The sequence below is a fragment of the Streptomyces pactum genome (assembly GCF_016031615.1).
Classification (GTDB): Bacteria; Actinomycetota; Actinomycetes; order Streptomycetales; family Streptomycetaceae; genus Streptomyces; species Streptomyces pactus.
Map to the genome: position 1 here is coordinate 1568345 of NZ_JACYXC010000001.1, position 25550 is coordinate 1593894.

At 76.0% G+C, this 25550-nt stretch carries 21 protein-coding genes, 1 pseudogene and 1 riboswitch; of the genes and pseudogenes, 11 read left to right on the plus strand and 11 right to left on the minus strand.

Translation table 11 applies throughout. The features are described 5' to 3' along the window. Positions 1-107: 107 nt before the first annotated feature. From IHE55_RS06190 to IHE55_RS06200, 3 genes are all read right to left on the minus strand, one after another. Positions 108-512 (minus strand): SCO2097 family morphological protein, encoded by a 405-nt coding sequence (locus tag IHE55_RS06190; protein WP_197988110.1) that lies wholly within the window; start codon positions 510-512, stop codon positions 108-110. Between the two features lie 268 nt (positions 513-780). Continuing rightward, positions 781-1566: a methyltransferase gene (locus IHE55_RS06195; protein ID WP_197988111.1), complete on the minus strand. Its 786-nt coding sequence runs from the start codon at positions 1564-1566 to the stop codon at positions 781-783. 1235 nt (positions 1567-2801) lie between these two features. Beyond that, the gene (locus IHE55_RS06200) at positions 2802-3353 is read right to left on the minus strand and encodes an SAV_6107 family HEPN domain-containing protein (protein WP_197988112.1); all 552 of its coding nucleotides are present in this window, start codon (positions 3351-3353) and stop codon (positions 2802-2804) included. A 325-nt stretch (positions 3354-3678) separates the two neighbouring features. On the opposite strand from IHE55_RS06200, the gene IHE55_RS06205 reads away from it, so the two are divergent. Then, the gene (locus IHE55_RS06205) at positions 3679-4386 is read left to right on the plus strand and encodes a TetR/AcrR family transcriptional regulator (RefSeq protein WP_197988113.1); all 708 of its coding nucleotides are present in this window, start codon (positions 3679-3681) and stop codon (positions 4384-4386) included. A gap of 810 nt (positions 4387-5196) precedes the next feature. After that, a complete protein-coding gene (locus IHE55_RS06210) occupies positions 5197-6750 on the plus strand; it encodes a phytoene desaturase family protein (RefSeq protein ID WP_197988114.1) in 1554 nt (517 codons plus the stop codon). Between the two features lie 518 nt (positions 6751-7268). Here IHE55_RS06210 and IHE55_RS06215 read toward each other — a convergent pair. From IHE55_RS06215 to IHE55_RS06235, 5 genes are all read right to left on the minus strand, one after another. After that, positions 7269-8345 (minus strand): hypothetical protein, encoded by a 1077-nt coding sequence (locus IHE55_RS06215; RefSeq protein ID WP_197988115.1) that lies wholly within the window; start codon positions 8343-8345, stop codon positions 7269-7271. A 39-nt stretch (positions 8346-8384) separates the two neighbouring features. Beyond that, entirely contained in the window at positions 8385-9305 is a 921-nt protein-coding gene (gene metF, locus IHE55_RS06220; RefSeq protein ID WP_197988116.1) for a methylenetetrahydrofolate reductase [NAD(P)H], read from the minus strand. A 470-nt stretch (positions 9306-9775) separates the two neighbouring features. Further along, complete coding sequence (thiE, locus tag IHE55_RS06225; RefSeq protein ID WP_197988117.1) at positions 9776-10474, minus strand: thiamine phosphate synthase; 699 nt, start codon at positions 10472-10474, stop codon at positions 9776-9778. A gap of 68 nt (positions 10475-10542) precedes the next feature. After that, positions 10543-10908, minus strand: a complete 366-nt coding sequence (locus IHE55_RS06230) for an Rv2175c family DNA-binding protein (RefSeq protein WP_197988118.1) — start codon at positions 10906-10908, stop codon at positions 10543-10545. Between the two features lie 540 nt (positions 10909-11448). After that, on the minus strand, positions 11449-12669 hold the full coding sequence (locus IHE55_RS06235) for an NAD(P)/FAD-dependent oxidoreductase (RefSeq protein ID WP_232265987.1): 1221 nt from the start codon (positions 12667-12669) through the stop codon (positions 11449-11451). 335 nt (positions 12670-13004) lie between these two features. After that, positions 13005-13119: riboswitch (TPP riboswitch) on the plus strand. Between IHE55_RS06235 and thiO the strand changes: the two are divergent. From thiO to IHE55_RS06265, 6 genes and pseudogenes are all read left to right on the plus strand, one after another. Further along, a pseudogene (gene thiO, locus IHE55_RS06240) lies at positions 13116-14261 on the plus strand (glycine oxidase ThiO); the annotation flags it as partial. Its footprint overlaps the riboswitch before it by 4 nt. A gap of 70 nt (positions 14262-14331) precedes the next feature. Continuing rightward, positions 14332-14532: a sulfur carrier protein ThiS gene (gene thiS, locus IHE55_RS06245; protein ID WP_197988119.1), complete on the plus strand. Its 201-nt coding sequence runs from the start codon at positions 14332-14334 to the stop codon at positions 14530-14532. Positions 14533-14535: 3 nt separating this feature from the next. Then, entirely contained in the window at positions 14536-15336 is an 801-nt protein-coding gene (locus IHE55_RS06250) for a thiazole synthase (RefSeq protein WP_197988120.1), read from the plus strand. Positions 15337-15524: 188 nt separating this feature from the next. Then, entirely contained in the window at positions 15525-16451 is a 927-nt protein-coding gene (locus IHE55_RS06255) for a septum formation family protein (protein ID WP_197988121.1), read from the plus strand. An 11-nt stretch (positions 16452-16462) separates the two neighbouring features. Then, positions 16463-18400, plus strand: coding sequence for a Stk1 family PASTA domain-containing Ser/Thr kinase (pknB, locus tag IHE55_RS06260; RefSeq protein ID WP_197988122.1), 1938 nt, complete (start codon positions 16463-16465; stop codon positions 18398-18400). A gap of 299 nt (positions 18401-18699) precedes the next feature. Then, positions 18700-19596: a deoxyribonuclease IV gene (locus IHE55_RS06265; protein WP_197988123.1), complete on the plus strand. Its 897-nt coding sequence runs from the start codon at positions 18700-18702 to the stop codon at positions 19594-19596. Positions 19597-19831: 235 nt separating this feature from the next. On the opposite strand, the gene IHE55_RS06270 is transcribed toward IHE55_RS06265, so the two are convergent. Next, positions 19832-20455, minus strand: coding sequence for a sulfite oxidase-like oxidoreductase (locus tag IHE55_RS06270; RefSeq protein WP_197988124.1), 624 nt, complete (start codon positions 20453-20455; stop codon positions 19832-19834). A gap of 158 nt (positions 20456-20613) precedes the next feature. Here IHE55_RS06270 and bfr point away from each other — a divergent pair, with 158 nt between their 5' ends. After that, positions 20614-21093, plus strand: a complete 480-nt coding sequence (gene bfr / locus IHE55_RS06275) for a bacterioferritin (protein ID WP_197988125.1) — start codon at positions 20614-20616, stop codon at positions 21091-21093. Positions 21094-21215: 122 nt separating this feature from the next. Here bfr and IHE55_RS06280 read toward each other — a convergent pair whose 3' ends face one another. Further along, entirely contained in the window at positions 21216-21497 is a 282-nt protein-coding gene (locus IHE55_RS06280) for a (2Fe-2S)-binding protein (protein WP_307826534.1), read from the minus strand. A 161-nt stretch (positions 21498-21658) separates the two neighbouring features. Next, a complete protein-coding gene (locus tag IHE55_RS06285) occupies positions 21659-23008 on the minus strand; it encodes a class II 3-deoxy-7-phosphoheptulonate synthase (RefSeq protein ID WP_197988127.1) in 1350 nt (449 codons plus the stop codon). Between the two features lie 107 nt (positions 23009-23115). Here IHE55_RS06285 and IHE55_RS32990 point away from each other — a divergent pair, with 107 nt between their 5' ends. Both IHE55_RS32990 and IHE55_RS06295 read left to right on the plus strand, forming a co-directional pair. After that, a complete protein-coding gene (locus tag IHE55_RS32990) occupies positions 23116-23172 on the plus strand; it encodes a trp operon leader peptide (protein WP_197991816.1) in 57 nt (18 codons plus the stop codon). Positions 23173-23269: 97 nt separating this feature from the next. Continuing rightward, the gene (locus IHE55_RS06295) at positions 23270-25354 is read left to right on the plus strand and encodes an anthranilate synthase family protein (RefSeq protein ID WP_197988128.1); all 2085 of its coding nucleotides are present in this window, start codon (positions 23270-23272) and stop codon (positions 25352-25354) included. Positions 25355-25550 lie beyond the last annotated feature (196 nt).

The window sequence follows — 25550 nt, forward strand, 5'->3', positions numbered from 1 at the left end:
AGCGGGGCAGGGACCGGAGAAGGCCGAGGGACGGCCGCCCGGCAGGCGGCCGTCCCTCGGCCCACATGGTGCTCAGGAACGTCTCCCGCGCCGGTCGGCGCGGGCGCTCAGTGTCCCTGTTCGTCGCGGCGGCGCTGCCACCGCTCCTCGATCCGGTTCATCATCGAACGACGCTGACGACCACCCGGGTGACGGCGTGCCGGGCCATCGCCGATCCCCGCCACGCGCTCCTCCCCCGGCTTGGGCGCCTTGCGCCACCCGGTGACCGCGAGCACCGCGCAGCCGAGCATGACCAGGAAGCCCACCACGCTGACCCAGATCTGCTGGACAGCCACGCCGACCATGAGGAGCGCGATGCCCACCAGAAAACCGGCGACCGCCTGGTAGACCCGTCGCCGGGTGTACGTGCGCAGGCCGCTACCCTCAAGCGCTGTCGCGAACTTGGGATCTTCGGCGTACAGCGCTCGCTCCATCTGCTCGAGCATGCGCTGCTCGTGCTCCGAGAGCGGCACGGAGTCCTCCTACTCGTCGGTCGCGGGGGGCGACCGGGTGCGACCCTTTCAGGATAGGCAGGGAATCGCCCCCGTGAAACCCGCCCCTCTGCGCCAATTCACCCACCGGTACCGCAGTGGTGGCTGAGGGCGCTGAAAGGTCCATTCCCCACCCGCCGATCCGCCATGCGGGACGGTGTCCTTCGATCATACGGGGCGAACCGGCCGATCGGGTGGGCCGAGCCCGGCCGCTCCCCCGCCGGCCGCCGGCCGGTGCGGGGATGACCGGTCAGCCGCGGTCGGCGAGCACGTGCAGCTGGGTGGCGACGGAGTGGAAGGCGGGCAGTTCGGCGACGGCCGACTCCAGCTGGAGCAGAGCCTCCAGCGCGCCGGGTTCGGTGTCCACCAGCACCCCGGGGACCAGGTCGGAGAAGACCCGCACCCCGTGCACCGCGCCGACCTCCAGGCCGGCCTCGGTGACCCATCCGGTGAGCTGCTCGGCGGTGAAGCGGTGCGGGACCGGGTCGGCCTCGCCCCAGCGCCCGGCGGCGTCGGTCAGGGCGTGCCGGGCCTCGGTGAAGTGGCCGGCCAGCGCCCGCGCGAGCACCGCTCCGCCGAGCCCGGCGGCGAGCAGGCTGAGCGTGCCCTCGGGGCGCAGCGCGGCGACCGCGTTCCGCACCCCCTCGGCGGGGTCGTCCACGTACTCCAGCACACCGTGGCAGAGCACCACGTCGTAGCCGGCGGGCTCGACCACGTCGAAGAGCCCGTGGGCGTCGCCCTGCACGCCTCGCACCCGGTCCGCCACGCCCGCTTCGGCGACCCGGCGCTCCAGCGCGAACAGGGCGTTCGGGCTGGGATCGACCACGGTGACGCGGTGCCCGAGGCGGGCCACCGGCACGGCGAAGTTGCCGGTGCCACCGCCGGTGTCCAGGACGTCGAGGACGCCTCCGGCCGTCCCGGCCGTCTTGGCCCGGCGGTCCAGGGCTTCCTTGAGGACTTCCCACACCACGGCGGTACGGAGGGACGCACGGGGGCGAAGGGTTTCCCCGCCGGGGTTGGGGGACGGCTCGGACACGGCGGATGGCTCCTCGGCGCGGTGTCGCCGCCGCTCACGCGGTGACGACCGGTTACTGACCTCGACAGCCCCCAGCCTATTGCCTCACCAGGAGTGCGGCGCCTCGCGGGGCGGCCCGGGCCCGGTGCCCCACGGTACGGAGGTGCCGGGGCCCGCCCTCCACCGCTCCGCCGGGCGAACCCGCAGGCAGGCGCCGTGCCACGCCCGCCGGTCCCTCACGGGCGTCTATCGGCCCGCCGAGGTACGGCGCCCGCGGGCCGACGGCGGTCCGTCAGGGTGCGGCGGCCCGGGGGGCCGGACCGGCCCGCCCGTACACGCTCTGTGCTGCCACCCACCCGCGTACCGGGTGGTGCCGCCCCGCCGGGGGCGGGATGCCCAGGGGTGCCGCCTCGTCGGAGCCGTGGTGTCGGGGGCAGCCGCCTCTCCGGGGGCGGGATACGCGGGGGTGTCCTCGTCCGTCGAGGTCGGGGCCCGGGCGTCGAGGTCGGGGCCCGGCGTCGGGGTGGAGGGCCACCCGTCGAGGTCGGGGCCCGGGTGCCGGGGTCCCGGAAGTCCTGTGGTGACACCCATGGGCGAGGCCCTGCGTACCGGGCCTGGCCGCTGCCGCCCCGGTGCAGCCGCCGCCGGGGCCCGGTGTACCTGGCCTGGCGCCCTCCCGCCCCGGCACCGCCCGCTGACCGCCGCCCCTGCGCCGGGTGCCGGCATACCGGGCTCGGCCACCCGCCCGGGCCGGGCGGGTGCGTACCGGCCCGGGTGTTCGCGCCCGGGCCGGGTGTTCCCGCGCCGGGCAACTTCCGGCCGTCCCTTGCCGGCTCTCTGCGGCTCGGCGCCGGCACGCGCTCGCCTCTTCCGTCCGTACCTCGGCCCCACGGGAAGGGGACACTCCGGCGCACCACCGCGTCGGGGCGCCGGGCAGGGCGCCGGTGCCCGGGACCGGTGTTCCGCCCTACCCGCACCGACCGTCCCGCCGGCCTCGCGCCGACCATCCCGTACCACGGTGCCGGCGGCGGTGGGTACGGGCACCGGCCGGAACCGTCCGGGGGCAGTCCGGGGAGCCGTCCGGGCGGCACGGGTCGGGCCAGGACCTGACTTGTGCCGCGGGTCGGGCCCGGCCCGCGGTGTGGTCATCCACGACCGCGCCGTATCGGCCCGGCGACCACCGACCCCGCAGCCGGGACCGGGTGCCGAAGCCGGAACCGGTCCCGGGGTGGGGTGGTGGGGGCGCGGGTCGGCGGTCAGCCGGGGTTCGGGGCGCCGGGCCCTCCGCTCGGCGGTTCGTCGCCGGGGGCGGGCTGCTGGGGCAGCGTCGGCTGGAGCGCCAGCATGCGTTCCACGACGCGCAGGAACATGCCGACGGCCCGGATCAGGTCGGAGGCGTCGCGGGCGCCGGCCGCGCCGGCTATGCCCGCCTCGGCCCGGGCCCGGCGCTCCGCCCCGGAGGCGAACAGCGCGCTCCATTCGGTCAGTTCGGGCGCCACCTCGGGCAGCACCTCCCAGGCACTGCGGATGCGGGCCCGGCGGCGGGCGGTGGGCTCGGGACGGCCCCGCACCGCGAGGACCGCGGCGGCGGTGCGCAGGGCGGCGAGGTGGGCGGTGGCGTACTGCTCGTTCGGGGTCTCCAGCCGGGCGGCTTCCGCCAGGCCCCGGCGTGCCTGGGCGAGCAGGGCGAGCGCCGCGGGCGGGGCCGTGACGCGGCGCAGGACGGGGTGGACATCGGTCGCGGGTCCGGTCGGTGAAGGAGCGGTGGCGGCGGCACGGTGCCGGCGCGCGGCGGCGGTACTGGCCATGACGAACCTCCTGTCGTCCCGAGGCGGGCTCCGCCGTACCGACGGTGTCCGCCCTGTGCACCCATCGTCCGGCACACCACTGACAATCGGCTCTGACCTGGGCAAACATCCCGATTGCGGCGGACTGCCGCCGGTCGGCGGCCCCACCGGCGCGCCCTCCGCCGGGACGTCGCCGCACCACGTCCCGGCCACCGGGCGGGTCGCCCGGATACGGTCCGGGTGGTTCCGTCCCGGTTCGGCCGGGCGCCCCGGCACCGTCCGAATCCGTATCCCCGAGCGGGCCGGCGGCGGCCGGAGCCCCTGATCAGCGGGGAGAATCGGGCCCATGGACAGCAGCAGCACACGCCGTCAGGCCACCCGGCGGAAGCTCTTCGAGGCAGCGGTGACGCTCATCGCCGAACAGGGCTTCTCCTCCACCACGGTGGAGGAGATCGCGGAGCGGGCCGGGGTGGCCAAGGGCACCGTCTACTACAACTTCGCCAGCAAGACCGTGCTCTTCGAGGAGTTGCTGCGCCACGGCATCGACCAGCTCACCGACGCGCTGCGGCACGCGGCCGACGAGACCGCCGAACACGGCGGCGGGCATCTGGAAGCGCTCGACGCGATGATCCGGGCCGGGCTGGACTTCGTCGCCCGCCACCCCTCGCTCACCCAGCTCTACGTCGCCGAGCTGTGGCGGACCAACCGGGCCTGGCAGGCGACCCTCATGCGGGTGCGCCGGCGCTCCGTCACGGTGATCGAGTCCGTCCTGCGCGGCGCGGTGGCCGACGGGGAACTCGACCCAGGCATCGACATTCCGCTGACCGCCTCGGCGATCTTCGGGATGGTGCTGGTGACTGCGCTGGACTGGCAGTCGTACCAGCCCGGGCGGTCGATCGATGACGTCCACGCGGCACTGTTCCGGCTGCTGCCGGTCCGGACCGGCGGGGAGCTCGCCCCGCCGGTGCGCCGGGAGGCCGCGGACGGCGCCGGGCCGCGGCAGGTGGTGGAAGCCGGCGGCGGACGGCCCCCGGGCCGGACCTGCCAGGCCTGACACCGGCCCCGCACCCCTGCCCGGGCCGGCCGCGTCCGGGCCCGCGGGTCCGTACGCGGATGACGGGGTTCGGACGGGGATGACCGAGGCGGCAGGTCCGGACGGGGATGGCCGGGGCCGAAGGTCCGGACGGGGATGTGCGGGCCTGGTCCGGACAGGGGTGTCCGGGCGCGGGCCCAGGTGGGTGTCCGGGCGGGTCCGGGGCGGGGCGTACCTCCGCCGCGTCGGGCCGTCGGGCCGGTGGTCATCGAGCCGCCGTGCTGCCGGGGCCGGGTTGCCGCGGGCCTCCGGGCCGGAACGGGATGTGTCCTCAATCGCCGGAGGCACCTGTCGCCAGGCGCCGTCCGCCGATTGAGGACGAACCCCGTTTCCCCTCGTGCCGCCGGCCGGGCCCCGTGGCCCCGGCCGGTCGTTCCCCCGCATACGTCAGGGCCGCCGCGCCGTTCCGCCGCCCCGTGTCGGCGGTGCCGGCGCCGCGTCCCTTCCGTGGCCCCACTCTTCCGTCCGTCGGCACGGCCGATCATCCGCTCGCCTACTCAACTCCGGGTCTAGGTACCCGTACTCAGTCACCGTCCGTGCCGACACCGTTCTGGGGCGACACCGTTCCGGGGCGGCGCTGTTCCGGGGCGGCGTGGCATCGTCCGGGGGCGACACGGTCGCGGGGCACCGCGAGGGCCGCGCGACGGGCGCGGCGGGGGGCGCGGTGCGGGGCAGCGGCGTGCGGGGGCACCGGACGTCCCGGCGGGCCGTGCGGCCAGGGGCGGGACCTGCGGCGCGGCGGTACCGGAGGGGACGGTTAGAGTCACGGGCATGGCACGGATTGCGGTGATCGGCGCCGGCATGGGCGCCATGGCGGCGGCCGCTCGGCTGGCCGTCGCGGGCCACCAGGTGGCGGTGTACGAGCGGGGAAGCGGCCACGGCGGCGCGCTGGGGCGTTTCGAGCGGGACGGTTTCGCCTTCGACACCGGCCCCGGTCTGCTGCACCTGCCCGCGGTCTACCGCGACCTGTTCATCAAGACCGGCAAGGAGCCCCTGGAGCAGTGCGTCGAGCTGTCCCAGGTCGATCCGTCCGCGCGTCACGTCTTCCCGGACGGGACCGATCTGCTCCTTCCCAACGCCTCCCGGGCGGGCGTCCTCGGCGCGCTGGACGGCGCGTTCGGCGCGGGCTCCGGCGAGCGCTGGAGCGATCTGATCAACCGGGCCCGGGACGCCTGGGACGCCACCCGCCGGCCATTGCTGGAGGAGCCCCTGCGCGACGACTGGCCGGCGCTGCGCCGGGACCCGTTCCCGGTGCCCGCACGGCGCGGCCTGTTCCGCCGGGGGCCGCGCCGGCCGGCGACCCTCGCCGACGTGGGCGCGCGCGAGCTGCGCGATCCCCGGCTCGTCGCCCTGCTGGAGAGCCACGCGCTCGCGCACGGCCTCGATCCGCGGACCGCCCCGGCCGGCGCGACGGTACTGCCGTACCTGGAACAGACGTTCGGCAGCTGGTACGTACGGGGCGGAATGCGCGCGCTCGCGGATGCGGTGTACCGGCGGTGCCGGGCGCGCAGGGTGGAGTTCTCCTTCGGCGCCGAGGTCACCGGGATCGTCCTGCGGGACGGCCGGGTGGCCGGCCTGACGCTCGCCGGGGCCGGGGCCGGCGCACCGGAGGTCGCGGCGGACGCGGTGGTCGCCGGCTGTCCCCCGGCGGCGCTGCCGGCCCTGCTCGGCGGGGTGAGCCCGTGGCACGACGGAGACGTCCGGCCGTCCGCCGCGGGGTCCGCGGCGGGGTCGCCGGGCCGGCTGACGGTCTTCCTGGCGCTCTCCGGGGCCCGGCCCGCCGGTGCGGCGCACCGCACCGTGGTGCACACCGACGACCGGGACGCCGAGCTGGACGCGGTGTTCGGGGGGCGTTCCGGCCCGGCCGCGCCGTACCGCCGGCCGACGGTGACGGTGCTGCGCCCGGACGACCCGGCCACCCGGCCGGACGCGGAGCACGAGGCGGTGACGCTCACCGCCACCGTCGCGGCGCACGGTCCGGTGGACTGGTCGGACCCGGCCGTCGCGGAGTCGGCCGCCGACCACCTGGTGGCCGCGGCCGGGGCGGCGGTCCCCGGACTGGCCGGCCGGGTGCTGTGGCGGGAGGTGCGGACCCCGCTGGACACCGCCGCGGACACCGGCGCGGCGGGCGGCGCGGTGCCCCCGCCGGCCCTCGCCGGGGCCGACGGCGGGCTGCTGCGCCCGGCCAACCTCACCCGGGTACCGGGTCTGTACCTGGCCGGCGGCTGGGCGCACCCGGGCGGCGGGCTGCCGCACGCGGGAATGTCGGGCGCGCTGGTCGCCGGGCTGATCGTCGAGGGAGCCGACTGGCGCGGCTCGCAGTGACCCCGCCCGGACCGCCGGCCGGCCCCTGGCCGTGCCGCCGGTCCGGGCCGGTCTCCGCCGGCCTCCGACCCCGTCGCCGGCCTCCGACCCGGCCGCCGCACGCCGCCGCTGGTCCGGCCGCTCCGCACCGTGGCGGACCGACCGGTCCGCCGTGGCCCGGGGGCGCGGACGGTCCGCCGTGGCTCCGGCACGCGGCCGGTCCTTCTCCGGGCCGCCCGTCCCGGCAGGCTCCACGGCGCGGTAGTCCCATGACCGGCGCGGCCGCTGCTCGCGCCCGGCCCCCGACACCCGCGCCGACCGTTCGTCGGTGCCGGGCCCCGTGGGCCTCACCGCGCCGCTGATCCCGCGCCGCCGCCGGACTTCGACAGCCGTACGGCACGGCCGCGCGGGTCGGTCGCGGCCCGGCTCGCAGCCGCCCGGGTCGCCAGGGGGCACGACCCGCAGCCGCGGGCGTCCCCGCCCCACAGTCCTCAGCCGCGCGCCGGCCGGCAACCGCGCCGGCCGGGCCGGAAGCCGGGTCAGTAGCGGTACGGCCCGTAGCCGCCCGGGTCGGGCTCCTGCTCGTAGGGCTGCTCGGCCGGGTACTGCGGCGGGGCGGGGTAGCCGTCGCCCTCCCGCTGCTGGGGCACCCACACACCACCGGGCGGCGTGTCGTCGGGCCCGAGGTAGGGCTGGGCCGCGTGGTACGGGTCGTGCGCCTGGTCCTGGCCGGCCGGTGCGGCGTAGGGGTCCGGTACGGCGTACGGGTCGCCGGCCGCCGTGGCGTACTGCCCGTAGGGGTCGTAGGCCCCTTCGTCGTAGGCCCCGTCCTGGTACGCCGGGTAGGGCTGCTGCGCGGGCTGGTACGGGTCGGCCTCCGGGTAGGAGGGGTACGTCCCGGCGTCCGTGCCGTAGCCGTAGTCGTGGTCGCCGTAGTCGTGGTCCGCGGCGGCCGGCCCGCCGGCGACACCGGCGTGGTCCGGTGCGCCGTCGGACGCCGGGTCCGGGACGGCCCCGTGCCCCGGGTAGCCGCCGAAGTCCGTGCCGAACGCGCCGTCCTGCGCCGTGTCCTGGACCTCCGCGCCGCCGGGGCCGGGCGCGTGGCCGTCGTGCGACCCGTAGCCGGGGTGGCCGGCCTCCGCGGTGGCGTACGGGGCGTAGCCGGGCTGCGATTCGGTCGCGGCCTGCGGCTCCGGGTCCCGGTAGGCGGCGTAGCCTCCGGTGTCGTCCGGCAGCGGTTCCGGCTGATAGGTCGGCAGCGGCGGCTGCCCGGGCTCCGGCACCGGCACCGGTTCCGGCTCGCGGTCCGCGGCGGCCGGCGCCGCGCCGGCCGTGCGGGTGCCGCGCGACGCGGCCGGCCGGTCCTTCTTCAGCGCCCAGCCCGCCGTGAAGCCGCGGCGGAAGGACAGCGTCACGAAGACCTGGCCGACGGCGAACGCCGCCGCCCCCGCGCCGATCACCAGCACCGAGGAGGCGAGGACGCCCGCGACCACGCCCAGGAAGCCGGTGAAGGCGACCAGTCGCCAGCGCAGCCGCGCCTTGTGCTGCAGCAGCACCTCACCGAGCAACCACAGCGCGACCAGACCGAACGCGATGTAGAGGACCGCCCAGCCCATGTACGCCCCTCTCCCACGGCGGGCATGGGCTGCCCGCCGTCATTCGGACCGCTGGTGCAGCCCGAGGTTCTCGTAGATTTCCAGGGTCGCCGTGGAGTGGTTCAGGGTGATGAAGTGCAGCCCGGGGATCTCCTCGGCCATCAACCGCGCGCACAGATCCGTGGCGTAGTCGATTCCGATTGAGCGTACCGCCGCCGGGTCGTCCTGCACCGCGAGGATCCGCTCGGCCAGGTCCGGCGGGAAGGCCGCGTTGCTGAGCTGCGCGAACCGTTCGATCTGCCGGACGTTGGTGACCGGCATGATCTCGGGGATGATCGGGGTGTCGCAACCGGCGGCGGCCACCCGGTCGCGGAGCCGCAGGTAGTCCTCGGGGTAGAAGAACATCTGCGTGATCGCGAAGTCCGCGCCGGCGCGGCACTTGTCGACGAAGTGGCGGACGTCGGTGTCCCAGTCGGTGGAGCGCGGGTGCATCTCCGGGAAGGCCGCGACACCGACGCAGAAGTCGCCGGATTCCTTGATCAGCCGGACCAGTTCGGCGGCGTAGGTGACGCCCTGCGGGTGCGGCACCCATTCGCCCATCGGGTCACCGGGCGGGTCGCCGCGGACGGCGAGCATGTTCCGGATGCCGGCGTCGGCGTACTGGCCGATGATGTTCCGCAGCTCCGCCAGGGAGTGGTTCACGGCGGTGAGGTGCGCGACCGGGGTCAGGGTGGTGTCGGTGGCGATGCGCTCGGTGGCGCGGACGGTGCCCTCCCGGGAGGAACCCCCCGCCCCGTAGGTCACGGAGACGAAGGTGGGCGCGACCGCCTCGATGCGGCGAATGGCGTTCCACAGGGTCCGCTCGCCCTTCTCCGTCTTCGGGGCGGCGAACTCGAACGAGTAGGACTGTTCGCCGGAGGCGAGCAGTTCGCGCACGGTGCGTGCGCGGTCTGTCCTGGTGGAAGCGGTGCCTAGGGCCATAACGGCAGGTTAGCCAGCGGGGTGGGTCACGCACAGCCGAAGGGCCGATATGCCCTTTTCGCCGGTCAAGTGTCCGCACTCCGGACACCGGCGGTCTCACGGCGGCGGACCGAGCGGGACGGGCGGGGCCGCGGGTGCGCAGGCGGCGCGCGGGGGCGTACGCCTCGGGGCGTTCGGCGCGGCGCACGCGCCGGTGCCCTGCCGCCGGGGGTCGCAGGGCGTCCCCGTTCCGTTTCTGCCCGGTGCGCGCCCGTTCCGTTTCTGCCCGGTGCGCGCCCGTTCCGTTTCTGCCGGGTGCGGGCCCGGGCACCGGGCGGCACGAGTCGTACGCGACGCCCGGCGTCCGGACCGTTGGGCACGGTCCGGACGCCGGGCGGAGCAACCCGGGCCCTCGCGCACGGTCCGGACGCCGGGCGGGGCGGCCGGACCCGCCGGCGCCCGGTCCGGGCATCGGGCAGGCGGTCGGGCGGTCAGGCCCGGACGGCCGCGCGGATGCGCCCGGCCAGCTCGGCGGCGGCGGCGCCGGGGTCGTCCGCCTCGGTGACGGCACGGACCACGACCACCCGGCGGGCCCCGGCCTCCAGCACCTGGTCCAGGTTGCCGGCGTCGATCCCGCCGATGGCGAACCACGGCCGGTCCGGCCGTCGCTCCGCGGCGTACCGCACCAGCGGCAGGCCGGGGGCGGCCCGCCCCGGCTTGGTGGGGGTGGGCCAGCACGGCCCGGTGCAGAAGTAGTCCACACCCGGCTCCGCGATCGCCGCGTCCACCTCGGCCTCGGCGTGGGTGGAGCGGCCGATCAGCACATCGGCGCCGAGGACGGCACGGGCCGCGGGCACCGGCAGGTCGCCCTGTCCGAGGTGGAGCACGTCGGAACCCGCGGCGTGCGCCACATCGGCCCGGTCGTTGACGGCGAGCAGCCGGCCGTGCCGCCGGCAGGCGTCCGCGAAGACGGCCAGGTGCTCCAGCTCCTCGCCGGCCTCCATGCCCTTGTCCCGCAGCTGGATGATGTCCACCCCGCCGGCCAGCACCGCGTCCAGGAACTCCGGCAGGTCGCCCTGGCGCTTACGGGCGTCGGTGCACAGGTAGAGCCGGGCGTCGGCGAGCTTCCGGCGCGCGGCGGCTCCGGTCGCGGTGGCGGCTGCGGTCGTCGCGGCTGCGGCGGTGGCCATGGGCGGTACCCCCCGGATCGGTGACGTGCGGGCCGGTGTCCGGCCCGCACGCCGTGCGGCTGCTCGGTTCAGACGGCGAGCGCCTGGGCGCGGCGCTTCACCTCCGTACCGCGATTCTCCCGCAGCGCCTCGGCGGGGGTGCCGGGCAGGGTCGGGTCAGGGGTGAAGAGCCACTCCAGCATCTCCTCGTCGCTGAAGCCGTCGTCCCGCAGCAGGGTCAGGGTCCCGCTGAGCCCCTTGACGACCTTGTCCTCGCCGATGAACGCGGCCGGCACCTGCAACACCCGGTTCTCGCCACGCCGCACGGCGATCAGCTGGCCCTCCTTGACCCATTGCCGGACCCGGGTCACCTCGACGTCGAGCCGTTCGGCGATGTCGGGGAGGGTGAGCCAGGCGGGCACAAGGGCATCGATGTTCGCGTCAATCTCGGTCACGTGACCAAGCCTGCCATCCCCCACGGACACTCGGCGAGCGCACCGCGTCCCGACGGGTCGCCCCACCCGCCGGCCGGCCCTCCGGCACCGACGTGCCTGGCCACGGCACCCGGGGACGCGACGCGCGGCGGCACGGGGCAGCACGGGACACGAGGGTCTGGCGCGGCGGGCCCGAGGGGCGAGGGCACGGGCCGGGGGTGCGGGGCCGGGGTGCGGGGCCGTGGGTGCGAAGGGCCCGGGTCGCGGTCCCGGTCCGTCCCGGCCCGGCGTACGGCCGTACGGGGCCCGGCCGGCGTACGCGCCCATGGGTGCGCAAGCACGGCGCACGCGCCGACTCGTGGGGTACGGCGCACACGCCCGGCCCACGGGGGGACGGCGCACGCCCGCTCCCGCGCCGACGGTCGGGCCGCCCGGCGTCACGGCGCACCACGACCGGGGCCCCGCACCCGCACAGCCCAGGGGCCCGTCCGCCCGACGGCCGCGCGGACAGGCTGGCAGGCGGACGGCCGACGGCGGGTCAGCCGGGAGCGGGACGGCGGGTCAGCGGGCGGCCGACTTCAGCGGCACCGAGGCGTCCGCCGCCCGCTCCGGGTCGATCTCCGCGGCACGCTCGATGAGTTTCCGGCCCTGGGCGAGGTCCCGGGGCCGGCCCACCGCCAGCAGCGCGACCAGCACCCCGTCCCGCAGCCAGCACACCGACCACGCGGCACCGGCGGGATCGCCGCGCCACAGCAGCCGGTCGCCGGCGGTGTGGTGGCCGGCGTACTGCACGAAGCGGCCGAACTGCTCGGACCAGAAGTACGGCACCGGGTCGTAGACGGCACCGGTGAAGTCCGGCCGGCCCGAGCCGACCACGTTGGCCGCGACGGTCCGCGGACCCTGCAGGGCGTTGTCCCAGTGGTGGACCAGGAGCCGCTCGCCGTACCGGGCCGAGGGGAAGGAGGCGCAGTCACCGACCGCGTACACCTCCTCGGCGGAGGCGCGCAGCCACCGGTCCGCCCGGACCGAGCCGTCCTCGGCCAGTTCGATCCCGGAGCCGGCCAGCCAGTCCGTGGCGGGCCGGGCACCGATCCCCACCAGCACCGCGTCCGCGGTCAGCCGGGTGGGCCGCCCGCCGCCGGACGAGACCAGCAGCCCGGCGCCGTCCACGCCCACCACGGTGGTCCCGGTGAGCAGTTCGGCACCGCTGTCCCGGTACCAGCCGGCCAGCCGGGTGGCGACCTCCGGCGGCAGGACACCGGCGAGCGGGTGGCCGGCCGCCTCCACCACGGTCACCGCGCACCCGGCCTCGCGCGCCGCGGTGGCGAACTCCGCCCCGATCCACCCGGCGCCGACCACCACCACGTCGCGCCGCTCGGCGAGCAGCGGGCGGAGGCGTTCGGCGTCGTCCAGGGTGCGCAGCAGGTGCAGTCCGGGACCGCCCCGGCCGGCCGCCGGTTCCGCGGCGAGGTGCTCCGTCCCGGGCAGCGTGCGGGGTTCGGCGCCGGTGGCGATGACCAGGTGGTCGTACGGTACGGGCCCGGCGTCGGTGAGCAGCAGCCGCTCGCCGGTGCGGAGACCGGTGGCACGGCGGCCCAGGTGGAGTTCCACGCCCAGGGCCGCGAAGTCCACGTCGAACGACGGGTCGTCGGTCTTGCCGAGCAGCACCGCCTTGGACAGCGGGGGGCGGTCGTAGGGCCGGTGCGGCTCGGCCCCCAGCAGCACGATGCGCCCGGCCCACCCCTCCTCCCGCAGCGCGACGGCGGTCTGCACCCCGGCCATGCCCGCGCCCGCGATCACCACCCGCCGGTCGTCGGCCCCCCCGGAGCCGGTCGGTGTCGGCGTCGGTGTCGGTGTCGGTGTCGGTGTGCTCAGCCCATCAGTCACCTGCTCACTGTAGGGCGGCGCCGGGGAACGGACCGAGGCACCCGTACGCCCGCGGCGGCTCGGCGGGCACGGGGAGGCTGTGGTCCTCTGATGGACCCGGCCGGCCCCGGCGGCCCGTGGACGGTACCCGCGTACACCGCCCCGGCGGCCCGCCCGTCGGCGGCGGCGCCGGCCGGCCACCCGGCCTCGGCCTTCCGGCGGATTCGGGCGGCGTACTAGGGTGGCGGGCACAGAGCACTCGCGGGAGCCCGGACGCACCGGGCTGAGAGGGAGGCTGAGGCGGCCTCCGACCGTACGAACCTGATCCGGGTCATGCCGGCGAAGGGAGGGGCGGTCCGCCCATGCACGCGGTAGCGAAGCCGTACGACGTCGTGGTGGTCGGCGGCGGCATCATCGGCCTGGTCACGGCCTGGCGGGCGGCCCAGCGGGGGCTGCGCTGCGCGGTGGCCGACCCGGCGCCCGGCCGGGGGGCCGCGCAGGTGGCGGCGGGGATGCTCGCCGCGGTGTCCGAACTCACCCCCGGCGAGGAGACCCTGCTCGGCCTCAACCTCGCCTCGGCGCGCCGCTACCCTCAGTTCGCCGCCGAACTGGAGGAGGCCGCCGGGCAGGACATCGGGTTCCGGGCCTGCGGCACGCTGGCGGTGGCGCTCGACGCCGACGATCGCGCCCAGCTGCGGGAGCTGCACGCGCTCCAGGAACGCTGCGGGCTGGACGCGCAGTGGCTGAACGGGCGCGAGTGCCGCCGGCTGGAACCGATGCTGGCGCCCGGGGTGTGCGGCGGACTGCGGGTGGAGGGCGACCACCAGACCGACCCTCGGCGGCTGGCCGCCGCGCTGCTGACCGCCTGTGAGCGCGCCGGGGTCGCCTTCCACCGCGTCCGCGCCGAGCGCCTGCTGTGCCACGGCGACCGGGCCACCGGGGTGGCGGTGGCGGACGGCACCCGGCTGTCCGCGGACCGCACGGTGCTCGCCGCGGGCAGCTTCAGCGGCCGGCTGGCCGGGGTGCCGCCCGAGGTGGTGCCGCCGGTGCGCCCGGTCAAGGGCCAGGTGCTGCGGCTGCGGGTGCCGGGGACGCACGCGCCGTTCCTGTCCCGCACGGTGCGCGCGGTGGTGCGCGGCGGGCACGTCTACCTGGTGCCCCGGGAGAACGGTGAGCTGGTGCTCGGGGCGACCAGCGAGGAGATGGGCTGGGACACCACGGTCACCGCCGGCGGGGTGTACGAACTGCTGCGGGACGCCCACGAACTGGTGCCGGGCATCACCGAACTGCCGCTCACCGAGACCCTGGCCGGGCTGCGCCCCGGCTCCCCCGACAACGCCCCGCTGCTGGGCGCCACCGAGCTGCCCGGCCTGCTGCTGGCCACCGGCCACCACCGCAACGGGGTGCTGCTCACCCCGGTCACCGGCGATGTGATGGCACAGGTGCTCACCACCGGTGAGCCGCCCGCCCACGCCCGCCCGTTCTCCCCCGGCGGTTCACCGCCGGCCACTCGTCCGTGCCCTCCCCGCGCCCCCGTGCGGCGGACGGGGAGGCACCCGCACGTCAGGAGCTGTCCGCATGACCGTCAGCGTCAACGGCGAGACCCGCGAGATCCCCGAGGGCCTCACCCTCGACCGGTTGGTGGCCGACCTCACCCCCGCCCGCAGCGGGGTGGCCGCCGCCGTCAACGAGACCGTCGTCCCCCGCAGCCAGTGGCCCAGCACCCCGCTCGGGGACGGGGACCGGGTCGAGGTCCTCACCGCGGTGCAGGGGGGCTGAGCCGTGGCCGACGATCCGCTGGTTCTGGGCGGGACCACCTTCGACTCCCGTCTGATCATGGGCACCGGCGGCGCGCCCAGCCTGCAGGTGCTGGAGCGCGCGCTGGTGGCCAGCGGCACCGAGCTGACCACCGTCGCGATGCGGCGGCTGGACCCCACCGTGCGGGGCTCGGTGCTCTCGGTCCTGGAGCGGCTGGGCATCCGGGTGCTGCCCAACACGGCGGGCTGCTTCACCGCCGGCGAGGCGGTGCTCACCGCCCGGCTGGCCCGGGAGGCGCTCGGCACCGACTGGGTCAAGCTGGAGGTGGTGGCCGACGAGCGGACCCTGCTGCCGGACCCGGTCGGACTGCTCGACGCGGCCGAGACGCTGGTGGACGACGGGTTCACGGTCCTGCCGTACACCAACGACGATCCGGTGCTCGCGCGGCGGCTCCAGGACGTGGGGTGCGCCGCGGTGATGCCGCTGGGCTCGCCCATCGGCTCCGGGCTGGGCATCCGCAACCCGCACAACTTCGAGCTGATCGTGGAGCAGGCGCGGGTGCCGGTGATCCTCGACGCGGGGGCGGGCACCGCCTCGGACGCGGCGCTCGCCATGGAGCTGGGGTGCGCGGCGGTGATGCTGGCCTCGGCGGTGACCCGTGCCCAGGAGCCGGTGCTGATGGCGGAGGCGATGCGGCACGCGGTCGCGGCGGGCCGGCTGGCCCGCCGGGCGGGCCGTATCCCGCGCCGGCACTTCGCCCACGCCTCCTCGCCGACCGAGGGCGTGGCGCACCTCGACCCCGAGCGACCGGCTTTCGGGAACTGATGTACGCTCCGCGCACGTAGGAACGTGATCGTCTCGTGACGCGGCGCGACCGTGCCCCGTCGGTGGGGCGCCCCAGTGAGGAGCACGCGGCAGCATGAGCATCCCGCCCCCCGCCCGGACCTCCGGCCGGCCCGCCCCTCCGGCCCCGGGCGGCGGCCCGGCCTGGCCGCCGCCCCCCGCCGGGCGCGATGCCCCTGCCGGGCGCGGTGCCTCCCCCGGCCCGGTGCCCCCTGCCGGGGTACGGCTGGCCGCCGGGGCCGCCGTGGCAGCCGGCCCGGTACAGCCCGCTGGCCATCGCCGCGCTGGTGACGGCCTGCCTGGCGCTCTTCCCGCTGGCGCTGGCGCTGGGCATCGCGGCGCTGCTGACCATCCCCCGGAACGGGGAGCGCGGTCGCGGCATGGCGATCGCCGCGGTGGCCGTGGCGTCGGTGGAGGCCGTGCTCATCGTCACGCTGGTGATCATCGGCGTGGTCGCCGGGGACTCCGACGACTCCTCCGGCGGGCCGGCACGGGAGCGGCGCACCGAGCAGGGCGCGGAGCAGGGGGCGGGAGCCGGGCGGCCAGGACCGGCGGCGGGGGGAACGAGGGCGAGGGGTCCGGGCAGGGCGGCAGCCGGGGAGGACCGGCCGCGGCCTGACGCGCGTCAGGTCAGCCTCTTCGACATCGAGGTGGGCGACTGCTTCGACACCTCCGCCGGGCTGCCGGTGTCGGAGGAGGCCGTCAGCGAGCAGACGGTGGGGCTGCTGCCCTGCGACACCCCCCACGACGCCGAGGCGTTCGGGAAGTTCCCGGTCACCGGGCACGTCGACTATCCGGGTGAGGAGACCATCACCAGGCTCGCCGAGGAGGGCTGCGGGAAGCGGGACGAGGAGTACCCCGTCGACACGGACGCCCTGCCGGAGGAGGACGTGGCGATCTACTTCTACTTCCCGGAGAAGTCCGGGTGGCTGCTGGGGGACCGCGACATCCTGTGCGCCTACGGGCTGGACGAGGGCAAGCTGCGGCAGCCCCTGGGCAGCGGCGAGCCCGGTTCCACCGCCGGCCATGTCACCGTTCGGTCGCAGTCGGACCGGGTCGCGACGCAGGTGGCCGGGCGTGTCGGGCGGGGCTCGTAGACTCTCCTGTCGTGGATACGACCCTGCAGGATCCGCTCGTCGGCCAGGTGCTCGACGGCCGCTACCGCGTCGACGCGCGGATCGCCGTGGGCGGGATGGCCACCGTCTACCGGGCTCTGGACACCCGCCTGGACCGGGTGGTCGCCCTCAAGGTGATGCACCCCTCGCTCGCCGCCGACGCGGCGTTCGTGGAGCGCTTCATCCGCGAGGCGAAGTCCGTGGCCCGGCTCGCGCACACCAACGTGGTCGGCGTCTTCGACCAGGGGACCGACGGCGGTTACGTCTTCCTGGCGATGGAGTACGTGGCCGGGTGCACGCTGCGGGACGTCCTGCGGGAGCGCGGTGCCCTCCAGCCGCGGGCGGCGCTGGACATCCTGGAGCCGATGCTCGCGGCGCTGGGCGCGGCCCACCGGGCCGGCTTCGTGCACCGCGACGTGAAGCCGGAGAACGTGCTGATCGGGGACGACGGCCGGGTCAAGGTCGCCGACTTCGGGCTCGCCCGTCCCGTCGACGCGGCCACCGGCACCGACACCCAGTCGATCATGGGCACGGTCTCCTACCTGGCCCCGGAGCAGATCGAGCACGGCAGCGCCGACACCCGGGCGGACGTCTACGCCTGCGGTGTGGTGCTGTACGAGATGCTCACCGGCGCCAAGCCGCACGACGGCGGCACCCCGGCGCAGATCCTCTTCCAGCACCTGCACGAGGACGTGCCGCCGCCGTCCGCGGTGGCGCCGGGGCTGGCACCCGGCCTGGACGGGCTGGTGGCCCGGGCCGCCGCCCGCGAGCCGGAGCGGCGGCCGCCGGACGCGGTGGAGCTGCTGGGGGTGGTCCGTGCGGCGCGGGCCGCGCTCACCGACGCCGAGCTGGACCGCGTGCCGCCCGGGGCCCGGGACGGGGAGCGGGACCGCTCCGAGGACCGCACCACCGTGATCGCCCGGCCGCCGGCCGCCGGGGCCGGGCCCGGGCATCAGGCGGACGCGCCGGGCCGCACCAGCCGGCTGGAGCGCCCGCCGGCGCCCCCGGCCGGCCCGGCCGGTGCCGGGTGGCGCGACCGGCTGCGCCGCCGCCGGCTCCTGGCGCTGATCGCGGCGGTGCTGGTGGCCCTGGGCGTCGGGGCCGGCGTCTGGTACATCAGCGCCGGACAGTTCACCAAGGTGCCCGGGGTGATCGGACTGCCGCAGGCGGAGGCGGAGCGGAAGCTGGACGGCGAGGGCCTGGACGCCGAGATCGTCCGCGAGTTCAGTGACGTGGTGCCCAAGGGCAAGGTCATCGAGACCGACCCCGGGGTCGGCGAGCGCATCCGCAACACCGGCACCGTGACGCTGCGGATCTCCCAGGGCCCGCCGCGGACCGAGGTGCCCAACGTGGTGGGCATGCCGCTGACCGAGGCGAAGGCGAAGATCAAGGACGCGGGGCTGACCGTGGGCAAGGTGACCCGGCGGTTCAGCGACGAGACCCCGGCGGGCCGGGTGCTCGCCACCGACCCGGGCGCCGGCACCGAGCGCAGGCCGGACAGCGCCGTGGCTCTCACCGTCAGCAAGGGCGAACCGATCGACGTCCCGGACGTGATCGGCGACCCGGGGGCCGACGCCGAGTCGGACCTGCACGAGGCGGGCTTCAAGGTCGAGTTCGCCGAGGAGCGGGTGTTCTCCGAGCAGGACGCCGGTGCGGTCGCCGAGCAGAGCCCGGCGGAGGGCGAACAGGCCGCCCGCGGCGACACCATCACGCTGACCCTCTCCAAGGGCCCGCGGATGATCGAGGTGCCGGATGTCGAGGGCGACGACGTGGACGACGCCCAGGAGGAGCTGGAGGCGCTGGGCTTCGAGGTCCATGTGGACCGTCCGCTGCTCTTCCCCGGCAAGACGGTGACCGACCAGTCGGTGGACGCCGGCGAGAAGGCCCCGGAGGGCAGCGAGATCACCCTCAAGGTGAAGGGCGTCCTCTGACCGTCGCCCCCGGCGCCGGCGACCGCCGCTCGGTCCCGCCGCCCCGGCGCACACACCGCCGCTCGGCCCCCGCGGGCCGGGCGGCGGTCCGCGTTCCGGCGGCCGTCCCGGGCGCGGCGGTACGCCGGGCCCGGGACGGCCCCGGCCCAGGGCGGGTCTCCGGACGCCCGCCCCGGAGATCACCCCGCACCGTGCCGACCGGGCGTGATCCGGCGGGTCCGACCGGAGGAGCCCCCGCGCCGGCCGGTGCGGCGGGCCCGGTGCCGGGCGGACCGGCGCGGCCTGGCACCCTGGATACGGTGAGCACGTCTGCTACTCCCCCCGGCGCCGGAGCCCTCCGCGCCCGCAACCCGGTCGGCGCCCATGTGAAGGTGGCCGGCGGCCTGGCCACCACCGGTCTGTCCTACGCCCGGGACATCGGGGCGGAGGCCGTCCAGGTCTTCGTCGCCAACCCCCGCGGCTGGGCGACCCCGGCCGGCACCCCGGCCCAGGACGAGAGGTTCCGGGCCGGCTGCGCCGAGCAGGCGCTCCCCGCGTACATCCACGCGCCCTACCTGATCAACTTCGGCTCGCACACCCCGGCCACCGTGGAGAGCTCCGTCGCCTCCCTGCGGCACTCGCTGCGCCGCGGCCGGGCCATCGGTGCGCTGGGGGTCGTGGTGCACACCGGGTCGGCCACCGGCGGGCGGAGCCGCGCCGAGGCCCTGGCCCAGGTGCGGGAGCGGATGCTGCCGCTGCTGGAGGAGCTGGACCACCCGGACGACCCGTGGCTGCTGCTGGAGCCCACCGCCGGACAGGGCGCCTCGCTCTGCTCGCTGGTGGCCGACCTCGGACCGTACTTCGAGGCGCTGGACCGCCACCCCCGGCTGGGCGTCTGCCTCGACACCTGCCACGTCTTCGCCGCCGGGCACGACCTGGCCGCCCCGGGCGGGGTGAAGCGGACCCTGGACGAGCTGGTCCAGGTGGCCGGCGAGGGCCGGCTGAAGCTGATCCACGCCAACGACTCCAAGGACGTGGTGGGCGCGCACAAGGACCGGCACGAGAACATCGGCGCCGGGCACATCGGGGCCGAGCCGTTCCGGGAGCTGTTCGCCCATCCGGCGACCGAGGGGGTGCCGCTGGTGATCGAGACGCCGGGGCCGCAGGAGAAGTACGCGGCCGACATCGCGCGGCTCAAGGCGCTGCGGGACGGCTGACGGCCGACCGGCACCGGTCGTGACCCCCGTCCGCCGCGGAGCACCCCGGGCCGCGGCTCGCCCCGGGAGCGCCACGGGCCACGGCTCGCCCGGGGGCCCGTTCGGTCCGGCCCCAGCCGTGCCGGAGCCACCACCGGCCCATGAACCGTGCGGCCCGGGGCACGGCACCGGTCCGGCGGGCAGCTCCGCCGGGCCGGTCGGCGGGCCCACGGCGGGGCTGCCCGCCGGGCCCGGGCTACAGCTCGGGGCCGTCCCCCGGCTCCTCCTGGTAGGAGTAGCGCTGCTCACGCCAGGGGTCGCCGATGTTGTGGTAGCCGCGCTCCTCCCAGAAGCCGCGGCGGTCCGCCGTCATGTACTCCACGCCGCGCACCCACTTCGGCCCCTTCCAGGCGTACAGGTGGGGCACGATCAGCCGGACCGGGAAGCCGTGCTCGGCGGTGAGCACCTCACCGTCCCGGTGGGTGGCGAAGATGGTCTTCTCGGACGCGAAATCGGACAGCCGCAGGTTGGAGCTGAACCCGTACTCGGCCCACACCATGACGTGGGTGACCTCCGGCGCCGGCGGGGCGAGCGCCAGGAAGGTGCCGGCCGCGACCCCGCCCCACTCCGCGCCGAGCATGCTGAACTTGGTGACACAGTGCAGGTCGGCCACGACGGTGGTGTAGGGCAGTGCCGAGAACTCGTCGTGCGTCCAGCTGCGCTTCTCCCCGTCGGCGGTCGCCCCGAAGACCCGGAACTCCCAGCGCTCCGGCCTGAACTTCGGGACCGGTCCGTAGTGCGTGACCGGCCAACCGCGCTGCAGCCGCTGCCCTGGGGGCAGCTGTGCGAGCTCCCCCTCACGGCTTTCCGACTGTCCCATGGGTCCATGGTGTCAGACCCCCGGGGGTGGTCATGACCAGCTCCGGGAGCAACCGGGCAGAACCCACTAAGCGTGAACTTACTGGACGGCTCTGTGGCGCGGTGCGAGGATGCGCGCACACCGGCCGTACTCCGCGCGCACAGGGAAGGAGCCCCTCGATGCAGGGCGACCCCGAGGTCATCGAGTTCCTCAACGAACAGCTCACCGCCGAGCTGACCGCGATCAACCAGTACTTCCTGCACGCGAAGATGCAGGAGAACAACGGCTGGTACAAGCTCGCCAAGTACACCCGGCACGAGTCCTTCGACGAGATGAAGCACGCCGAGGTGCTCACCGACCGCATCCTCTTCCTGGAGGGCCTGCCGAACTACCAGCGGCTGTTCCACGTCCGGGTGGGCCAGACGGTCACCGAGATGTTCCAGGCCGACCGGCAGATCGAGGTGGAGGCGATCGACCGGCTGCGGCGCGGCATCGAGGTGATGCGGGCCAAGGGGGACATCACCTCGGCCAACATCTTCGAGTCGATCCTGGCCGACGAGGAGCACCACATCGACTACCTCGACACCCAGCTGGAGCTGGTGGAGAAACTGGGTGAGCCGCTCTACATCGCCCAGCTGATCGAGCAGCCGGAGACCTGACCGGACCGGCCCGGGCGACGGACCGGAAGCCGTCCCGCCCCGGGGACGGGAACCGCGTGCCGCCCGGGCGGCCGGCCGGCGATGGTGTCCGCCCCGCGGACGTCAGGAGAGGCCGGGGCCGCTCATGCGGCGGCCCCGCCGCGCAGCGGCAGGGGGTCCGGTACGCCGGGGATCCGCGTCGGGGTGTCGGGCGCCAGCGCGGCGGCCGCGGACTCACCCTTGTCGATCATCTCCCGCCGGGGGCAGTTGCCCCGGCCCAGCAGCGCCTGGATGCGGCGCACACAGGACCCGCAGTCGGTGCCGGCCTTGCAGGCGCCGGCTATCTGCCGGGGGGTGCAGGCGCCGGACTCCGCATGCGCGAGTACCTGCTTCTCGGTGATGCCGAAGCACGAGCAGACGTACACGCGGATCTCCTGAACGCTCAGGCCGTTGATCGATAAGGTAACCCTAACCTTACCCGCCCCGGCGTCCGGGGCAACAGCGCGAAGGGGCGCGGATCGCTGTGATCCGCGCCCCATTCGTCCTTTTCGATCTTCGGCTCACGGCGCCGCGGCGCCGGCCCCGGCTACTGGTCCCGGTACATCTCCGCGACCAGGAACGCCAGGTCCAGCGACTGGCTGCGGTTGAGCCGCGGGTCGCAGGCGGTCTCGTAGCGCTGGTGCAGGTCGTCCACGAAGATCTCGTCGCCGCCGCCCACGCACTCGGTGACGTCGTCGCCGGTCAGCTCCACGTGGATGCCGCCCGGGTGCGTCCCGAGGTGCTTGTGCACCTCGAAGAAGCCCTTGACCTCGTCGAGCACGTCGTCGAAGCGCCGGGTCTTGTGCCCGGAGGCCGCCTCGAAGGTGTTGCCGTGCATCGGGTCGCAGATCCACACCACCTGGGCCCCGGAGGCGGTCACCTTCTCCACCAGCTCCGGCAGCCGGTCGCGGATCTTGCCCGCGCCCATCCGGGTGATGAAGGTCAGCCGGCCCGGCTCCCGCTCCGGGTCCAGCCGGTCGATCAGGGTGAGGGCCTCCTCCACGGTGGTGGTCGGGCCGAGCTTCACCCCGATCGGGTTGCGGATCCGGGAGGCGAACTCGATGTGCGCCCCGTCCAGCTGCCGGGTGCGCTCACCGATCCACAGCATGTGCGCCGAGACGTCGTAGAGCCGGCCGGTCCGCGAGTCGGTGCGGGTCAGCGCCGACTCGTAGTCCAGGATCAGCGCCTCGTGCGAGGAGTAGAACTCCACGGTGCGGAACTCCTCCGGGTCCGCGCCGCAGGCGTTCATGAAGTTCATCGCCCGGTCGATCTCACGGGCCAGCGCCTCGTAGCGCTGCCCGGCCGGGGAGGACTTCACGAAGTCCTGATTCCACGCGTGCACCTGGCGCAGGTCCGCGTAACCGCCGGTGGTGAAGGCGCGGACCAGGTTCAGCGTCGAGGCGGAGGCGTGGTACATCCGCTTCAGCCGCTGCGGGTCCGGAATGCGGGCCTCGGGGGTGAACTCGAAGCCGTTGACCGAGTCGCCCCGGTAGGTGGGCAGGGTGACCCCGTCCCGGGTCTCGGTGGGCTTGGAACGCGGCTTGCTGTACTGGCCGGCGATCCGGCCCACCTTCACCACCGGGACCGACCCGGCGTAGGTGAGCACGGCACCCATCTGGAGCAGCGTCTTCAGCTTGTTGCGGATCTGGTCCGCGCCCACCGCGTCGAACGCCTCGGCGCAGTCACCGCCCTGCAGCAGGAACGCCTCACCCCGGGCGACGGCTCCCAGGCGGGTACGCAGCTGGTCGCACTCGCCGGCGAAGACGAGCGGGGGATAGGACTCCAGCTCGGCGATGACATCGCGCAGAGCCTCGTGGTCCGGCCAGTCGGGCTGCTGCGCCGCGGGCAGGGAGCGCCAGGTGTGGTCCCCGGCGTGGGTTTCAGCGTTCACGGTCACGCGTCAACAGTACGGGGTCGGCGCCCGGCTCCGGCCCGGTGCCCACAAGATGAGACACCCGGTGGTACAGGACCGGCCACCCCGCGACGTCGGGTAGGGTGCCGGACATGTTCGCACGACTGACCACGTTCTGGTGGTGGACCGCTCATCCGGCGGCCCACTGATCGCGCGTACATCCCATTCGCCAGCGAAGGCCGCCCGAGGGGCGGCCTTCGGCGTATCCGGTGCCGGCCGTTCCTCCCCGCGAAAGGAACGATCACCGTGCACGACCCTGTCGAGACCGGCCCCGGCGGCCCCGCCGGCGCCGCCCCCCGCACCGCCGCGGACGCCGTCGTACGCCGGCTGCTGAGCGGCGCCTGCCCCTCCTTCGCCCTGCTGCACCGCCGCACCCCCGGCCTCTCCCCCGGCACCGGGGGGAGCGTGGAGGTGCTGGTCGGACCGGTCACCGAGGTGGACCGGCTCGCCGACATCCCGCTGCCCGCGGACGGGCCCGGCCGGGGCGGCCCGGTCCACGACGCGCTCGCCCTGGTGCCGTTCCGGCAGATCCGGGAGCGCGGCTTCGACGCGCCCGACGACGGCACGCCGCTGGCGGTGCTGCTGCCGACCGAGACCCACCGGCTGCCGCTCGCCGAGCTGCGGGACGCCCTCCCCGGCCACCGGGTGACCGTCACCGGCGGCGGGTTCGACGTCGCCGACGAGGAGTACGCCCGCACCGTGGAGCGGGTGGTGCGGGACGAGATCGGCACCGGCGAGGGCGCGAACTTCGTCATCCGCCGCACCTACCGCGGCGAGATCCCCGGCTACACGGTCGCCGACGCGCTGGCGCTCTTCCGGCGGCTGCTGGAGTCCGAGCGCGGGGCGTACTGGACCTATGTGGTCCACCTGGGCGGGCGGACGCTGGTCGGCGCCAGCCCGGAGGTGCACGTCCGGATGTCCGGCGGAACGGACGGCCGGCCGCCGTCGGGGTCCGGTGACGGGGCGGGGGCGGACCTCGGGACGGCGGCCGGTGACGGGCCGGGCGCCGCCGGCGGGCCGCGGGCGGCCGGGACGGTGGTCATGAACCCCATCAGCGGCACCTACCGCTACCCGCCCGAGGGGCCGGACGTCGCCGGGCTGCTGGAGTTCCTGCACGACCGCAAGGAGGTGGAGGAGCTGTCCATGGTGGTCGACGAGGAACTGAAGATGATGTGCACCGTCGGCGACATGGGCGGGGTGGTGGTGGGACCGCGGCTGCGGGAGATGGCCCACCTGGCGCACACCGAGTACGAGCTGCGCGGCCGGTCCACGCTGGACGTGCGGGAGGTGCTGCGGGAGACGATGTTCGCGGCGACGGTCACCGGCTCCCCGGTGCAGAACGCCTGCCGGGTGATCCGGCGGTACGAGCCGCTGGACGCCGACGGGGTCGGGCGGGCCTACTACGCGGGCGCGCTGGCGCTCATCGGCCGGGACGCCGGCGGCGCCCGGACGCTGGACTCGCCGATCCTCATCCGCACCGCGGACATCGACCGGACCGGACGGCTGCGGGTGCCGGTGGGGGCCACCCTGGTGCGGCGCTCCGACCCGCGGGCGGAGGTGGCCGAGACGCACGCCAAGGCCGCCGGGGTGCTGGCCGCGCTGGGGGTGCGCCCGGGGCCGGCCCGGTCCGCGGCGGCCGCCCCGGCGCTCGCCGACGACCCCCGGGTACGGGCCGCGCTGGACGCCCGCCGCGCGGACCTGGCTCCGTTCTGGCTGCGGATGCAGGACCGGCCGGCGGAGGTGACCGGCCGGGTGCTGGTGGTGGACGGGGAGGACACCTTCACCGCGATGCTGGCGCACCTGCTGCGGTCGTCCGGGGCGGCGGTCACCGTGCGCCGGTACGACGAGCCGGGGCTGCGGGAGGACGCCCTGGCACACCCCGGCCCGGTGGTGCTGGGCCCGGGGCCGGGCGACCCGGCGGACGCGGCCGACCCGAAGATGCGGCTGCTGGGGGACCTGGCCGGGCGGTTGCTGCGCGGGCACCGGCACGGGGTGCTGGGGGTGTGCCTGGGGCACGAGCTGATCGCGGCCGAGCTGGGGCTGGAGCTGGTCCGCAAGGCGGTGCCGTACCAGGGTGCCCAGACCCGCATCGACCTGTTCGGCCGGGCCGAGACGGTGGGCTTCTACAACAGCTTCACCGCCCGCTGCGACGACCGGGCGGCGGCCGGGCTGGCGCTGCGCGGGGTCGAGGTGAGCCGCGACCCGGCCACCGGCGAGGTGCACGCGCTGCGCGGCCCGGGCTTCGCCTCGGTGCAGTTCCACCCGGAGTCGGTGCTGACCCGCAACGGCGCGGCGATCACGGCGGAGCTGCTGGCGGCGGTCCTGGTGTGAGCCGGCCGGCCCGGGCGGACCCCGGCCGGACGAGCGGACCCGGCCGGCACCGGGCGCGGGACCCCGGGGACCGGCCGGCACCGGGCGGCACGGCTGCTGGGTGCCCCGGCACCGGCCGGTACGAGCCGGCCGCCCCGCACCGGACGCCGCGGCCGGGGGACCGACGGGCGCCCGGCCGGGGGCCGCCCTGGGACGA

Bases quoted from the DNA above. Each gene is read 5' to 3' on its own strand.
- IHE55_RS06200 (WP_197988112.1), bottom strand. From the start codon at position 3,353: ATGGCCAGTACCGCCGCCGCGCGCCGGCACCGTGCCGCCGCCACCGCT.
- IHE55_RS06205 (WP_197988113.1), top strand. From the start codon at position 3,679: ATGGACAGCAGCAGCACACGCCGTCAGGCCACCCGGCGGAAGCTCTTC.
- IHE55_RS06210 (WP_197988114.1), top strand. From the start codon at position 5,197: ATGGCACGGATTGCGGTGATCGGCGCCGGCATGGGCGCCATGGCGGCG.
- IHE55_RS06215 (WP_197988115.1), bottom strand. From the start codon at position 8,345: ATGGGCTGGGCGGTCCTCTACATCGCGTTCGGTCTGGTCGCGCTGTGG.
- metF (WP_197988116.1), bottom strand. From the start codon at position 9,305: ATGGCCCTAGGCACCGCTTCCACCAGGACAGACCGCGCACGCACCGTG.
- thiE (WP_197988117.1), bottom strand. From the start codon at position 10,474: ATGGCCACCGCCGCAGCCGCGACGACCGCAGCCGCCACCGCGACCGGA.
- IHE55_RS06235 (WP_232265987.1), bottom strand. From the start codon at position 12,669: ATGGCCGGGGTGCAGACCGCCGTCGCGCTGCGGGAGGAGGGGTGGGCC.
- thiS (WP_197988119.1), top strand. From the start codon at position 14,332: ATGACCGTCAGCGTCAACGGCGAGACCCGCGAGATCCCCGAGGGCCTC.
- IHE55_RS06255 (WP_197988121.1), top strand. From the start codon at position 15,525: ATGCCCCTGCCGGGCGCGGTGCCTCCCCCGGCCCGGTGCCCCCTGCCG.
- IHE55_RS06270 (WP_197988124.1), bottom strand. From the start codon at position 20,455: ATGGGACAGTCGGAAAGCCGTGAGGGGGAGCTCGCACAGCTGCCCCCA.
- bfr (WP_197988125.1), top strand. From the start codon at position 20,614: ATGCAGGGCGACCCCGAGGTCATCGAGTTCCTCAACGAACAGCTCACC.